This is a genomic window from Geodermatophilus sp. YIM 151500, assembly GCF_025716945.1.
GTDB lineage: Bacteria > Actinomycetota > Actinomycetes > Mycobacteriales > Geodermatophilaceae > YIM-151500.
On sequence record NZ_JAOVZT010000022.1, the window covers coordinates 16,514 to 29,880 of the forward strand.

Consider the following 13,367-nt stretch of genomic DNA (forward strand, 5'->3'; position numbering starts at 1 on the left):
GGTGCACCCGGACTGGAGATGCCGACAACTATGCTTGCTGACATGGCAAAGCCAGCCGGCACGGCGGAAGCGGACGACGGTGCGGCGCTGGACGACGTCCTGGAGGCCGTGGGTCCCCGGCTGCGGTCGCTGCGCTCGGACCGGGGGCTGACCCTGGCGTCGGTATCGGAGACCACCGGCATCTCGGTGAGCACGCTGTCCCGGCTGGAGTCCGGCGGACGACGCCCCACCCTGGAGCTGCTGCTGCCGCTCGCCCGGGCCTACCAGGTGGCGCTCGACGACCTGGTCGAGACGGCCCCTGCCGAGGACCCCCGGGTGCAGCAGAGCTCCTTCGAGCACGAGGGGGTGACCATGGTGGCCCTGACCCGGCAGAGCGGCGGGCTGCAGGCGTACAAGCAGGTCTTCCCGCCGCGGTCGCGCAGCGGGGACGTGGAGCAGAAGACCCACGAGGGCTACGAGTGGCTCTACGTGCTGTCCGGCCGGCTGCGGCTGCTGCTCGGCCGTCGGGACTTCGTGCTCTCCGCCGGCGAGGTGGTCGAGTTCGACACGCGGGTGCCGCACGCCTTCGGCAATCCGTTCCCCGAGCCGGCGGAGGTGCTCTCGCTGTTCGGCCCGCAGGGCGAGCGGATGCACGTCCGCGCCCGCCCGGCGTCGCGCTCCCCCGGTGAGCAGGGATCTCGTGCGGATCGGACGACGATTCCTCCCTGAGGGTGGCTTCAGGAACAGGTCACCGCCTGGATGGTGTGCACTGACGCCCAGTTCCAAGGAACCGGGCGGAGCGCACACCGTCCAACCGAGGCGACCGGCGGTGCCCGGCCGGTGCAGAGCGCCTAGCCGACCGAGGCCGGGATCTCCACGACGAGATCGCCGTCGACGTCCCGCACGGGGTAGGTGCGGATCGGCGCGGCCCCGGACGTCGAGGCGCCGTCGGACCAGCGGTAGGCGTACAGGTGCAGCGGGCAGACCAGCACGTCGACGTCGGTCTGCCCGTCGGCGAGCGGTCCGCCGGCGTGCGGGCAGGCGGCCTGGGTGGCGTGCAGCGAGCCGTCGCGCAGCCGGAAGACGGCGACCTGCACGCCGCCGGCGACGAAGGCCCGGCCCTCCCCCGGCGGGACGTCCTCGACCCGGCCGACCACGTGGGAACGGACGCCGGCCAGCTCCGTGAGCGTCATCGGACCGGCACCTTCGGCAGGTCGACCAGCGGCAGCGACGGGCGGAACTGACCGGGGGTGGCCGGGCGCCCGCCGTCCTGGCCCCACGGGTCGGTGTAGGCGTCGATCGACCTCTGGATGCCGGCGTCGAGATCGGCGACGATGCCCTCGCCGTCCTCGAGCAGCACGTGCTGCAGCCTCTGCAGCCCGACCCGGGGCACGAAGTCGTAGGTCCGCTCCAGCCAGTTGGCGTTCTCCCGGTAGTACTGGATGAACCGGCCGACCACCGTGAGCACCTCCTCCAGGGAGCCGACGGTGGCCAGCAGGTCGCCCTTGCGCACCGAGGCCCCCGCCGCGCCGCCGACGTAGACCTCCCACCTGCCGTTGCCCACGGCGACGACCCCGACGTCCTTGACGTAGGCCTCCGCGCAGTTGCGCGGGCAGCCGACGACGCCGAGCTTGAGCTTGGCCGGGCTCTCGATGCCCTGGAAGCGGGTCTCGAGGGCGACGCCGAGGGCGGTGGAATCGCCGAGGCCGAAGCGGCAGAAGTCCGACCCCACGCAGGTCTTCACCGTGCGGAAGCTCTTGCCGTAGGCGTAGCCGCTGGGCATGCCCAGGTCGTCCCACACCGCCGGCAGGTCCTCCTTGCGGACCCCGAGCAGGTCGATCCGCTGGCCGCCGGTGATCTTCACCATCGGCACCTCGTACTTCTCGGCGACGTCGGCGATGCGGCGCAGCTGCGCGGGGGTGGTGACCCCGCCCTTGATCTGCGGGACGACGGAGAAGGTGCCGTCGCGCTGGATGTTGGCGTGCACCCGGTCGTTGATGAACCGGCCGTCGCGCTCGTCGGCGAAGTCGTCGCCCCACATCATCCGCAGCAGCGAGGTGAGGCCCATCTTGGACTTCGCGTCCTCCTTGCCACCGGGGGCGAGGGCGGCGAACACGGCCGACACCGACCGCAGGTCCCGCTCGCGGATGGCGGCCATCAGCTCCGGCTTGGCCAGCGGGACGCCGGGCACGTACCAGCTCGCCGACTCGTCCTCGGTCACGTCGCCGTCGGCGGCCCACTCGACGATCTGCTGCACCAGCGACTTGCACGAGCCGCAGCCCTTGCCGGCGCGGGTGCGGTCCATGACCGCGCCGACGCTGGTGCACCCGTCCTTCACGGTGTCGCAGAGGGTCTGCTTGGTGACGCCGTTGCAGTTGCACACCTGCGAGTCGCCGGGCATGTCCGCGACCCCGACCTCGGCCTTGCCGTCGGAGAGGTCGACCAGCAGCCGGATGCGTTCCTCGGGCAGCGGCGAGCCGCGGTCGAAGGCCTGGGTGAGGTAGGCGACCTTGCGGGTGTCGCCGAGCAGGGTGGCGCCGACCAGCCGGTCGTCGCGGATGACCACCGACAGGTGCACGCCGCGCCGGGGCTCGGAGATCACGAGGAACTCGTCCTCGTCCCGTTCGGGCGCGGTGATGCCCATGGTGGCGACGTCGACGCCGGCGACCTTGAGCTTGGTCGCCGTCCGGCTGCCGTGGTACGCGGCGTCCGGGTCGGTGCCGGTGAGCACGTCGGCGAGGACCGTCGCGTGCTCCCAGGCGGGGGCGACCAGCCCGTACACCTGGCCGCGGTGCTGGGCGCACTCGCCGATGGCGTAGACGTCGGGGTCGTCGGTGCGCAGCTGGTCGTCCACGACGATCCCGCGCTCCACCTCCAGCCCGGAGCGGACGGCGAGGTCGGTGCTCGGCCGGACGCCGGCGGCGACGACGAGCAGGTCGCAGTCGAGCCGCCGGCCGTCCTTGAGGACGACCCCCTCGACGTGCCCGCTGCCGAGCACCTCGGTGGCGAGGACGTCGCAGTGCACCGTGATGCCGAGCGCCTCGACGCTCCGCTTGAGGATGGCCCCGGCCTCGGCGTCGAGCTGCACGTTCATCAGCCAGGGCATGGCATGCACCAGGTCGACCCGCAGGCCGTGGCCCTGCAGCGCACGAGCAGCCTCCAGGCCGAGCAGGCCGCCGCCCAGGACGACCGCCTTCCGGCAGCGGCCGGCGGCCTCGAGCATGGCGCGGGTCTCGTCGATGGTCCGGAACCCGAAGACGCCGGGCAGCAGGCCGCCGTCCTCGCGGTGCACGCCGGCCATCGGCGGGACGAAGGAGTAGCTGCCGGTCGCCAGCACCAGGTGGTCGTACGGCGTGATCGAGCCGTCGTCGCCGTGCACCTGCTTGGCGGCGGTGTCGATCCGTTCGACCCGGACGCCGGCGCGCAGGGTCACCCCGTTGTCGGCGTACCAGTCGTGGCTGTTGAGGACGATGTCGTCCTCGTGCGACTCCCCGGCCAGCACCGGCGAGAGCATGATCCGGTTGTAGTTGCCGTGCGGCTCGTCGCCGAACACGGTGATCCGGACCTGTTCGCCGCCGTCGCGCTCGAGCACCTCCTCGACCAGGCGGGCCCCGGCCATGCCGTTGCCCACGACGACCAGCCGCGCGCGGGCGTCGGTGTCGTCGTCGGCCAGGTGCAGGGTCTCCAGGCCGGCGGGCCGGCCACCCAGGACCGTCCCCGGCGACACCACCTCGGGGGGCGCCCCCATCAGACCTCCACCAGCCCGAGGTCGACCACCAGCTCGCCGGTGACGCCCTCGGGCGCGGCGGCGTGCAGCTCGACGACGCAGCCGCCGGGCAGGTCCTCGACCACCCGCAGCGGCACGTGGGTGTCGGCCTTGGCGCCGATCGGGAACCAGCGCATCGGCTCGCCGTCGCGCACGAGCAGCACGTACACCAGCTCGGAGGTCGAGTTGCCACCGCGGAAGTACAGCGCCTGCGCGGTCGTGCCCTGCGGCACCGAGTAGCGCAGGACGGCGTCGAGCGGGCCCGGCTTGGCCAGGCCCTCCCCGGTGATCGGGAAGACGCCTTGCAGGAACCGTGGGGTGCTCTTCACGCTCGTGGTCCTCCTCCGGGACGGGGTGCGCGGGACGGGGCGGGGGGTCGGGACGGTCAGCGGCCGCGGCTGCGCGGCGTCCGGCGGGGGGACGAGGTGCTCGTCGGGCGGGCCGACCCGGCGGACGGCGACCGCGCAGACCTTGAAGGCCGGCATCCGGCTGGTCGGGTCGAGGGCGGGGTCGGTGAGCGCGTTGGCGCTGGAGCCGCCGCCCCAGTGGAAGGGCGCGAAGACCACGTCGGGCCGGACGGCGTCGGTGAGGGTCGCGGTGAACCGGGCCACGCCGCGGCGGGTGGCCAGCTCGACGACGTCGTCGGGGCCGATGCCCAGCCGCCGGGCCAGGTCGGGGTGCAGCTCGGCCCGCGGCGCCGGGGCGACCATCCGCAGGCTCTTCGAGCGCCGGGTCTGGGTGCCCGACTGGTACTGGGCCAGCACCCGGCCGGTGGTCAGCACGTACGGGTAGTCGGCGTCGGGCCGCTCGTGCGGCTCGACGTGCTCGACCCGCAGGAACCGGGCGCGCCCGTCGGGGGTGGCGAACCGCTCGGTGAACAGCCGCGGGGTGCCGGGGTGGGCCGGCTCGCCGGGCGCCGTCCGCGGGCACGGCCAGAATACGCCCTGCTCGTCGTCGATGCGCCGGTAGTCGATGCCGGAGTAGTCGGCGGCGCCGCCGGCGCTGGCCCGGCCGAGCTCGGCGAAGACGGTCTCCGGGTCGGCGCTGAACCTCTCCCCCACACCGAGGCGGCCGGCCAGCTCGGCGAGCAGCCGGAGGTCGTCGCGGACGCCCTCGGGCGGGTCGAGCGCGCGGCGGCGGCGGATGACCCGGCCCTCGAGGTTGGTCATCGTGCCGTCCTCCTCGGCCCACATCGCGCTGGGCAGCACGACGTCGGCCAGGGCGGCGGTCTCGGAGAGGAAGAAGTCGCTGACCGCGAGGAAGTCCAGGGCGCCGAGCCGGCGGACGACCCGTCGGGCGTCCGGCGCGGAGACGGCGACGTTGGAGGCGAGCACCAGCAGGGTGCGCACCCCGCCGTCGGCGCCCAGGGCGTCGAGCAGCTCGAACGCGCTGGGACCCGGCGCGGGGAGATCGTCGGGGTCGACGCCCCAGACGGCGGCCACGTGCGCCCGCGCCGCCGGGTCGGCCAGTTTGCGGTAGCCGGGGAGCTGGTCGGCCTTCTGCCCGTGCTCGCGCCCGCCCTGCCCGTTGCCCTGGCCGGTGATGGTCCCCCAGCCGCTGCCCGGCCGGCCGGGCAGGCCCAGGGCCAGCGCCAGGTTGATCCAGGCGGTGGCGGTGTCGGTGCCGCTGCGGTGCTGCTCGGCGCCGCGGGCCGTCAGCACGATGGCCCGCTCGGCGCGGGCGAGGGCGAACACGGTGCGCCGCTGCGCCTCGACCGGCACCCCGGTCAGCCGCTCGACCCGGTCGGGCCAGTAGGCGGCCACGCCGGCGCGGACGTCGTCGAAGCCGGTCGTCCGTGCGGCCACGTAGGCCTCGTCGACCAGGCCCTCGGCGAGGGCGATGTGCAGCAGCCCGTTGGCCAGCGCCAGGTCGGTGCCCGGCAGCGGCTGCAGGTGCAGGCCGGCGCTGCGGGCGGTGGCGGTGCGGCGCGGGTCGACGACGACGTGCAGCGCGCCGCGGGCCCGGCCGGCGTCGAACCACTGCATCGCCGGCGGCATGGTGTCGGCCGGGTTGCCGCCCACCACGAGGACGACGTCTGCCTCGCCGAGGTCCGACAGCGGGAAGGGCATCCCGCGGTCGAGGCCGAAGGCGCGCACCGCGGCGCCGGCGGCCGACGACATGCAGAACCGGCCGTTGTAGTCGATCGCGGACGTGCGCAGGGCGACCCGGGCGAACTTGCCGAACTGGTAGGCCTGCTCGTTGGTCAGCCCGCCGCCGCCGAAGCAGCCGACCGCGTCGCGGCCGTGCGCAGCCTGCGTGCGGCGGATCGCCGCGACCAGGCGGTCGAGGGCCTCGTCCCAGGTCGACTCGACCAGCGGGCTGGTCCGGTCGCCGGGCACCGCGCGCACCAGCGGGCGGGTGAGCCGCTCGGGGTGGTCGAGCAGCTCGGGTGCCGACCAGCCCTTGGCGCACAGCCCGCCCCGGTTGACCGGGAAGTCGGCCGGGACGAGGGTGGCCGGACGGTCGCCGGCGGTCATGGTCACCCCGCACTGCAGCGAGCAGTAGGGGCAGTGCGTCTGCGTCGTCCGGGTCCGCGGACCGGCCGACGCCGACGACGCGGGAGCGGGCGCTGCGGGCACGCGTCGAGACTGCGGCGCGGCCGTTTCCCGACCGCGGCGTCGACGTCAACCCTGCGTTCCGTCGGGCTCACAGCGCCGGGCCCACCGCGGTGCGGGTCACCACGCGGCCGCGGTGGGGCGTCGCCCCCGTGAGGTCTCCGGTCGCGGGGTCGGTCGGCGGACCGGTCCGGGGCCCGGGGGCCGGTGGCGCTGCGGCTGGACGTCCGCTACGGCTGGATGTTCTGGTTGCCGCGGAAGACGTTGTGCGGGTCGTACCGGCGCTTCAGGTCCACCAGCCGCGCGTAGTGGTGCCCGTAGGCGTCGCGGACGCGGTCCTGGCCCTCCTCGCTGAGGTAGTTCACGTACACGTCCCCGCTGGCGTGCGGCTGCATCGCCTCCCAGAACCGGCGGGCCCAGTCGATGTGCGCCTCCTGCTCCCCGGGCGCCGACCAGATGGCAGCGATGATCAGGTCGTAGGCGGCGTCGCGGTGGCCGAACGCGGTGGCGTCGTCGGGCACCCGGGCGACGGCGCCCCCGAACTGGTCGATGATGACCATCGGCCGCAGCGAGGGGGATGCCGCCATGAAGGCCACCATGGTCTCGATCGCGTCGTCGGTGAGCTCCCGGATGTTGCTGGACTTCCAGTAGTTGAGGATGCCGTCCGGGAAGTCGGCGTCGAAGGCCTGCTGCACCTCGCAGTAGCTCATCGTCGCGGTCATGTCCTCGAGCGGGGAGCCGAACTCCCGCAGCGGCCGCAGGACGTCATCGGCCGCCGCGAGCGGCCCCGCGTAGACCACGAAGACCATGACGGCGCGCTGCCCGTCGGGGAGCGTCGCCATCCCGAACTCGACGAACAGGTCGTCCGGCGCGGCCGCGGAGTAGTCCCGGTAGAACCGGAACACCTCCCGCGCGGCGTCGAACGGGTACACCACGGGCCCGCCGACCACTCGCCCGACCGGGTGCAGCCGGTACTCGAAGGAGGTGACGATGCCGAAGTTGCCCCCGCCGCCACGCAGACCCCAGAAGAGGTCCTCGTTCTCGGCCCCGTTCGCCCTGAGGAACCGGCCGTCGGCGAGGACGACGTCGGCCGAGAGCAGGTTGTCGCAGGTGAGGCCGTGCTTGCGCTGCAGCCAGCCGATGCCGCCGCCGAGGGTGAGCCCGGCGATCCCGGTCGTCGAGATCGCCCCGCCGGTGGTCGCGAGCCCGAACGCCTGGGTCTCCCGGTCGAACTCCCCCCAGGTCAGGCCGGCCTGGGCCTGCGCGACCCGCTCGCCCGGGAGCACGCGCATGCCCTTCATCGGCGACAGGTCGATCACGATGCCGTCGTCGCAGACCGCCTTGCCCGCGACGTTGTGGCCGCCGCCGCGCACGGCGACCGGCAGGTCGTGCGCGATGCCGAAATGGAGCGCGGCCTGCACGTCGGCCACCCCCGTGCAGCGGGCGATCACCGCGGGCCGCTTGTCGATCATCCCGTTGTGGACCCGGCGAGCGGTCTCGTAGCCCGGATCGGCCGGGCCGATCACCTCGCCCCGCATGTCGGCTCTCAGGGAGTCGAAGGCGGGCCGTTCCAGCGTGATCGTCATGACGCCACCTCCCTGTGGGGCAGCCAAACGGTCCCGCCGGGCCGGGGCGGGCACAAGCCCGTCGGGCACGTCTCCCCCGCGTGGTCGAATGGACGCGTGACGACGCCGCGTCCGGCCGCGCGCCGGGTGCAGCCGCAGCCGCCGCCACCCGTCCGCGTCGCCGAGCCGCGGGACGTGCCGCGGATCGCCGCGACGCTGACCCTCGCCGTCGCCGGCTCCCGCTGGGCCCGGTGGGCGCTGCCCGACGACGGAAGGGTCCAGCGGCTGACCCGCTGGCACGAGCTCGACGCGGGGCATCGCGGGGTGGGCACCCGCACCGCCTGGGTCACCGAGGACGTCGCCTCGGTCGCGGTCTGGCAGCCGCCCGACGGCGTGCCCGCCACCGCTCCTCTGCCGGACGACGTCCGGGCCGCCCTCGGGCGGGAGCTGCCCTACCTGTCGGCGCACCGCGCGGCGGTCGTGTCGGACACCGAGGAGGCGGTCGCCGCCGCCCGCCCCGGCGGCCCGCACTGGTGGCTGCGGCACCTGGGCACCCGCCCGTCGTCCCGGCGGCAGGGGTTGGCCGCCGCCGTGCTCGCCCCCGCGCTCGGGCGGTGCGACGCCGACGGCCTGCCGGCCGCGGCGGCGGCCTACAGCTGGGCGGCGGTGAACTTCCTGCGCGGGCACGGCTTCGAAGTGGCCGCAGCGCTGCGGACGGCCGACGACGCGATGCCGGTGTGGGTGGTCGTCCGCGCGCCCCGGTGAGAGGTTCCCTCCCGACCGTGTCGATCCCCGGCCCGTCCGCTCGTACAGGAGGTGAGCGGCCGGCACCGGGCCGGCGCCGACGGGGGGAGGACCCGATGCCCCAGTACCTGCTCAACCTGATCCAGCCGGTCGGCGAGGTGCCGCCGCCCGAGCAGCTCGACCCGATCGTGCGCGACGTCACGGCGGTGTCCGAGGAGATGCGGGCCGCCGGTGTCTGGGTGTTCGCCGCCGGCCTGCACCAGCCGGAGGCCTCGACCGTCGTCCGCCCCCGGGGGGACGACGTGCTGGTCACCGACGGTCCCTACGCCGAGGGCAAGGAGTTCGTCGGCGGCTTCACGCTCATCCGGGTCGACGACCTGGACGCCGCCCTGGACTGGGGCCGCAGGCTGGCCCGGGCGAGCACGCTGCCGGTCGAGGTGCGCCCGGTCGCCGACGCGGCGCTCTGAGCGCGGGGCCTCCCGGCATGGCCGCGGGCGCGACCGCCGACGTTGAGCGGGTCTTCCGCGAGCAGTACGGCCGGGCGGTCGCCGTCCTGGTCCGCGTCCTCGGCGACGTCGACACCGCCGAGGAGGCGGTGCAGGAGGCCTTCCTGACCGCGGTCCGGCGTTGGCCGGTCGACGGCGTCCCGCCGAGCCCGGTCGGCTGGATCGTGACCACCGCCCGCAACCGGGCCGTCGACCGCTGGCGGCGGGAGTCCACCCGGGACGCGCGGCACGCCGAGGCGGCCCGGTTGCACGCCGCCCTGCAGCCCGTCGACCCGGTTCCGGAGGACGACCCCGCCGTGCCCGACGACCGGCTGCGGCTGATCTTCACCTGCTGCCACCCGGCGCTGGCCCTGCCGGCTCAGGTCGCGCTGACCCTGCGGCTGCTGGGCGGGCTGACCACGGCGGAGATCGCGCACGCGTTCCTGGTGCCGGAGGCCACCATGGCGCAGCGGCTGGTCCGCGCGAAGGCGAAGATCCGCGACGCGCGCATTCCGTACCGCGTGCCGGCCGAGGCGGACCTGCCGGAGCGGCTGCGGGCCGTACTCGCCGTCGTCTACCTGGTCTTCACCGAGGGGCACACCGCGTCGTCGGGCGACCGACCGGTGCGCGACGACCTCGCGCACGAGGCCATCCGGCTGGGCCGGCTGCTCGCGGGGCTGGTGCCCGCCGAGCCGGAGGTGACCGGGCTGCTCGCCCTGATGCTGCTGACCGAGGCCCGGCGCCCGGCGCGGGTGGGCCCGGACGGCGACCTCGTGCCACTGGCCGAGCAGGACCGTTCGCGCTGGGACCGGGCGCTGGTCGCCGAGGGGCAGGAACTGGTGCGCCGGTGCCTGCGCCGCGGCCGGCCGGGCCCCTACCAGGTGCAGGCGGCGATCAGCGCGGTGCACGCCGACGCCGCGACCGCCGCCGGCACCGACTGGCAGCAGATCCTGGTGCTCTACGACCAACTGCTGGCCCTGGCGCCGTCGCCGGTGGTCGCGGTGAACCGCGCGGTGGCCGTGGCCGAGGTGCTCGGCCCGGCTGCCGGACTGGCCGCCCTGGACGGCGTCGACCTGCCGCGGCACTCCCTGCTGCCCGCCGTCCGGGCCGATCTCCTGCGCCGGCTGGGCCGCGCGACCGAGGCGGCCGCGGCGTACGAGGCAGCGGCGGCGTTGAGCGGCAATGCGACCGAGCGGGCGTTCCTGCTGCGCCGCCAGGCGGAGGCGCTCAGTCCCAGTGGCGCCGCTGGCGCTTGAGCTCGCCGCGCTGCTTCTTCGCCTGGATCCTGCGCTCCTGGCTCCCGCGGGTCGGCTTCGTCCGCCGCCGCGCCCTCGGCGGGGCGGCGAGCGCGGCCCGCAGCACGGCGGCCAGCCGTTCCCGCGCGGCCTGCCGGTTGCGCAGCTGCTGGCGGTGCTCGGCGGCGCCGATGGTCAGGACGCCGTCGACGAGACGGGAGCCCAGCCGCTCGGCCAACCGCGCCCGCTGGGTCTCGGTCAGGCCGGGCAAGCGCAGCGGCGCGACCGACAGCTCGACCCGCGAGTCGGCGGTGTTGACGCCCTGCCCGCCCGGCCCGGAGGAGCGGGAGAACCGCCACGACAGCTCGACCGCGGGCACGACCAGGGAGCCGGTGACCGGCAGGTCACCGGCCGCGTCGTCGCCGGCCGCCACGGGCCCAGTCTCCCCGACGCACGGCCGACGATCCGATCGCCGTGCGTCGGACCGTGGGCACGCCCGCAGCCGGCGGGCACGATGCAGGGCATGTCCGACCTGTCTGCGCGGCGACACCACGCCATCGACTACGTGGAGATCACGGTCACCGATCTGGTGCAGGCCAAGCGGTTCTACGCCGACGCGTTCGGCTGGCGGTTCGACGACTACGGGCCCGAGTACGCCGGCATCCGCGACCGGCAGGACGAGCCGGCACCCGAGGTGGGCGGCCTCCGCCTGGACCGGGAGGTGCGCGCGGGCGGTCCGCTCGTGCTCCTCTACTCGACCGACCTCGACCGGTCCGTGGACGCGGTGACCCGCGCCGGTGGCCGGGTCGTGCAGGGGCCGTACGAGTTCCCGGGTGGACGCCGGTTCCACTTCGCCGACCCGAGCGGGAACGAACTCGGCGTCTGGGCCGAGGCCTAGAACCCGCGTCGTCCCACCCGCGTCGTCCCACCCGCGTCGTCGCACCCGCGTCGTCGGCCGGCCTGGCCCGGGCGCTGCCGGGACGAGCGGCTCAGCCGTCCGGCCGGGCGGGCGCCAGCGGGCCGGCGCCGAGGTGCGCGGCCGCCCAGCCGGGGACGGCGGCTGCCCACTCGGCGCGTTCGGCCGGGTCGACGCCGGCGAGGATCCGCCACCAGCTCAGCGCCCGCGCCAGGGGGGCGACGCGCAGCGCGATGTCGGCCGGCTCCACCAGGTCGCGCGGGTCGCCGACGTCGCGCCACGGCGCCAGGTAGGCGTCGCGCAGCCGGGTCAGCGTCGGGTGGCCGTGCGGCACGCCGAGGGCCCGGGCGGCCATGCGCAGCGCGACGAGCAGGCTCAGGAAGGGGTGCGAGACCGAGGCGTCACCCCAGTCGAAGAACCGGCGCAGGCTCCCCGCGACGAACACGTTGCCGTCGTGCAGGTCGTCGTGCTGGACCGTGGGCGGGATGCCGGAGGCGGCCAGCCGGTCGCACAGCTCGCGGTACCGGGGCAGCTCGGCGACGAGCGCGTCGCGGACGTCGGCCGTCGCTCCGCCGTCCCGGCCGACGAGCAGCGCGTCGTCGTCGGCGAGCAGACCGGCCACCTGGTCGGGCAGCCGCTCCGGTCGCGCGTCGGGCACGCCGAGGTCGAGCATCGCCGCGGCGTGCGGGGCGACCTCCACCTGCAGGCGGGCGTAGTCGGCGAGCACCGCCTCCCAGGCCTCGACGCGGCCGGCCCGACCCGAGTCGCGCAGGGTGGTCCCGCCGTCCGGGAGGAGCAGCAGCCGCCGGCCGGGCTCGACGGCCAGGGGCACCAGCGCGCGTGCGGGCGCCCAATCCCCCAGCGCGGCCGCCAGCGCCGGCTCGTGTGCCGAGCCGGGGCCGACCGCCTTGAGCCACACGGCGCCACCGCGCACCGGCAGCCGCAGCGCGGTCGACCAGGGCATGACGTGCGGCTGCCCGGGGGCGCCGTTCGGGACCAGGCCGTGCCCGGCCAGCCGCTCGCGGGCCCAGCCGAGGGCTCCGGCACGCCAGCCGGGGTCCTGCCAGGTCCGCGTGCCGGTCGTCCCGTCCGGGGTCACCGGGCCACGGTAGGCGGCGCCGCCGACGCTCCGGCCCGGTTGGATGGGGGGCGTGCCGCCCTCGCTCGCCGCCGCCCTCGCCGCCGGTCCCGTGGTGCTCGACGGCGGCCTGGCCACCGAGCTCGAGGCGCGGGGCCACGACCTGTCGTCCGCGCTGTGGTCGGCCCGGCTGCTCCGCGACGACCCGGCCGCGATCGTCGCCGCGCACGCCGCCTTCGCCGCGGCCGGCGCGCAGGTCGCCACCACGGCCAGCTACCAGGCGACGCCCGAGGGGTTCGCCGCCGCGGGCGTGGACCGCGCCGACACCCGCCGGCTGCTCGAGCTGTCGGTGGTGCTGGCCCGCGAGGGCGCGCCGGGCGCATGGGTGGCCGGGTCGGTCGGCCCGTACGGGGCGATGCTCGCCGACGGATCGGAGTACACCGGTGACTACACCAAGCCGGCGTGGCCGGGCCGCACCGGCGGTGGGCTGACGGTGGCCGAGCTGCGCGCCTTCCACCGGGAGCGGATGGCGGTGCTGGCCGAGGCGGGTGCCGACGTGCTGGCCTGCGAGACCGTGCCGGCCGCGGCCGAGGCCGGGGCGCTCGTCGCGGAGGCCGAGGCGCTCGGCGTCCCGTTCTGGCTGTCGCTCACCACGGTCGTCGGCGGCGACGGCGTCGTCCGCACCCGGCGCGGCGAGCCGGCCGCCGAGGTGTTCGCGCTGGCGGCCGGCGCGGCGCACCTGGTCGCGGTCGGCGTGAACTGCACCGACCCGGCCGGCGTCCCCGCCGCCGTCGCCGCCGCGGCGGCGACCGGCAAGCCCGTCGTGCTCTACCCGAACAGCGGCGAGCGCTGGGACGCCGCGGCGCGGCGGTGGACCGGGAGGGCCGGCATCGCCGACGGCGACGTCCGCGCATGGGTGGCCGCCGGCGCCCGGCTGGTCGGCGGCTGCTGCCGGGTCGGGCCCGACCGGATCGGTGCGATCGCCGCCGCCGTCCACCGCGCCTGAGAGGGTGTTGGGTAACCCGGTGATTACTCGTCGTTGAG

At 75.7% G+C, this 13,367-nt stretch carries 12 protein-coding genes; 6 read left to right on the top strand and 6 right to left on the bottom strand.

Features of this window, described 5'->3' with window-relative positions; genetic code table 11:
* Nucleotides 1-42: 42 nt before the first annotated feature.
* Nucleotides 43-708: a helix-turn-helix transcriptional regulator gene (locus OF117_RS21475; protein WP_263554898.1), complete on the top strand. Its 666-nt coding sequence runs from the start codon at nucleotides 43-45 to the stop codon at nucleotides 706-708.
* 122 nt (nucleotides 709-830) lie between these two features.
* On the opposite strand, the gene OF117_RS21480 is transcribed toward OF117_RS21475, so the two are convergent.
* From OF117_RS21480 to OF117_RS21495, 4 genes are all read right to left on the bottom strand, one after another.
* A complete protein-coding gene (locus tag OF117_RS21480; protein ID WP_263554899.1) occupies nucleotides 831-1,172 on the bottom strand; it encodes a Rieske (2Fe-2S) protein in 342 nt (113 codons plus the stop codon).
* Complete coding sequence (gene nirB / locus OF117_RS21485) at nucleotides 1,169-3,727, bottom strand: nitrite reductase large subunit NirB (RefSeq protein WP_263554900.1); 2,559 nt, start codon at nucleotides 3,725-3,727, stop codon at nucleotides 1,169-1,171. The genes OF117_RS21480 and nirB overlap by 4 nt, the downstream gene beginning before the upstream one ends.
* The gene (locus OF117_RS21490) at nucleotides 3,727-6,324 is read right to left on the bottom strand and encodes a molybdopterin oxidoreductase family protein (RefSeq protein ID WP_263554901.1); all 2,598 of its coding nucleotides are present in this window, start codon (nucleotides 6,322-6,324) and stop codon (nucleotides 3,727-3,729) included. The genes nirB and OF117_RS21490 overlap by 1 nt, the downstream gene beginning before the upstream one ends.
* Nucleotides 6,325-6,530: 206 nt before the next feature.
* Entirely contained in the window at nucleotides 6,531-7,886 is a 1,356-nt protein-coding gene (locus OF117_RS21495; RefSeq protein WP_263554902.1) for an FAD-binding oxidoreductase, read from the bottom strand.
* 96 nt (nucleotides 7,887-7,982) lie between these two features.
* On the opposite strand from OF117_RS21495, the gene OF117_RS21500 reads away from it, so the two are divergent.
* The 3 genes from OF117_RS21500 to OF117_RS21510 all read left to right on the top strand — a co-directional run bounded on the left by OF117_RS21500 (nucleotide 7,983) and on the right by OF117_RS21510 (nucleotide 10,350).
* Nucleotides 7,983-8,630, top strand: a complete 648-nt coding sequence (locus OF117_RS21500; RefSeq protein WP_263554903.1) for an N-acetyltransferase — start codon at nucleotides 7,983-7,985, stop codon at nucleotides 8,628-8,630.
* 95 nt (nucleotides 8,631-8,725) lie between these two features.
* Complete coding sequence (locus OF117_RS21505; RefSeq protein ID WP_263554904.1) at nucleotides 8,726-9,076, top strand: YciI family protein; 351 nt, start codon at nucleotides 8,726-8,728, stop codon at nucleotides 9,074-9,076.
* A 17-nt stretch (nucleotides 9,077-9,093) separates the two neighbouring features.
* Nucleotides 9,094-10,350, top strand: a complete 1,257-nt coding sequence (locus OF117_RS21510; RefSeq protein ID WP_263554905.1) for an RNA polymerase sigma factor — start codon at nucleotides 9,094-9,096, stop codon at nucleotides 10,348-10,350.
* Here the strand turns inward: OF117_RS21510 and arfB are convergent.
* On the bottom strand, nucleotides 10,322-10,762 hold the full coding sequence (gene arfB, locus OF117_RS21515; protein WP_263554906.1) for an alternative ribosome rescue aminoacyl-tRNA hydrolase ArfB: 441 nt from the start codon (nucleotides 10,760-10,762) through the stop codon (nucleotides 10,322-10,324). The two genes, OF117_RS21510 and arfB, sit on opposite strands and share 29 nt — an antisense overlap.
* A gap of 90 nt (nucleotides 10,763-10,852) precedes the next feature.
* Here arfB and OF117_RS21520 point away from each other — a divergent pair, with 90 nt between their 5' ends.
* Complete coding sequence (locus OF117_RS21520) at nucleotides 10,853-11,227, top strand: VOC family protein (protein ID WP_263554907.1); 375 nt, start codon at nucleotides 10,853-10,855, stop codon at nucleotides 11,225-11,227.
* A gap of 91 nt (nucleotides 11,228-11,318) precedes the next feature.
* On the opposite strand, the gene OF117_RS21525 is transcribed toward OF117_RS21520, so the two are convergent.
* On the bottom strand, nucleotides 11,319-12,344 hold the full coding sequence (locus OF117_RS21525) for an aminoglycoside phosphotransferase family protein (RefSeq protein ID WP_263554908.1): 1,026 nt from the start codon (nucleotides 12,342-12,344) through the stop codon (nucleotides 11,319-11,321).
* A gap of 43 nt (nucleotides 12,345-12,387) precedes the next feature.
* Between OF117_RS21525 and mmuM the strand changes: the two genes are divergently transcribed.
* Nucleotides 12,388-13,329: a homocysteine S-methyltransferase gene (gene mmuM, locus OF117_RS21530; protein ID WP_263554909.1), complete on the top strand. Its 942-nt coding sequence runs from the start codon at nucleotides 12,388-12,390 to the stop codon at nucleotides 13,327-13,329.
* Nucleotides 13,330-13,367: the final 38 nt, after the last annotated feature.

Bases quoted from the DNA above. Each gene is read 5' to 3' on its own strand.
- OF117_RS21475 (WP_263554898.1), top strand. From the start codon at position 43: ATGGCAAAGCCAGCCGGCACGGCGGAAGCGGACGACGGTGCGGCGCTG.
- OF117_RS21480 (WP_263554899.1), bottom strand. From the start codon at position 1,172: ATGACGCTCACGGAGCTGGCCGGCGTCCGTTCCCACGTGGTCGGCCGG.
- nirB (WP_263554900.1), bottom strand. From the start codon at position 3,727: ATGGGGGCGCCCCCCGAGGTGGTGTCGCCGGGGACGGTCCTGGGTGGC.
- OF117_RS21495 (WP_263554902.1), bottom strand. From the start codon at position 7,886: ATGACGATCACGCTGGAACGGCCCGCCTTCGACTCCCTGAGAGCCGAC.
- OF117_RS21505 (WP_263554904.1), top strand. From the start codon at position 8,726: ATGCCCCAGTACCTGCTCAACCTGATCCAGCCGGTCGGCGAGGTGCCG.
- OF117_RS21510 (WP_263554905.1), top strand. From the start codon at position 9,094: ATGGCCGCGGGCGCGACCGCCGACGTTGAGCGGGTCTTCCGCGAGCAG.
- OF117_RS21520 (WP_263554907.1), top strand. From the start codon at position 10,853: ATGTCCGACCTGTCTGCGCGGCGACACCACGCCATCGACTACGTGGAG.
- mmuM (WP_263554909.1), top strand. From the start codon at position 12,388: ATGGGGGGCGTGCCGCCCTCGCTCGCCGCCGCCCTCGCCGCCGGTCCC.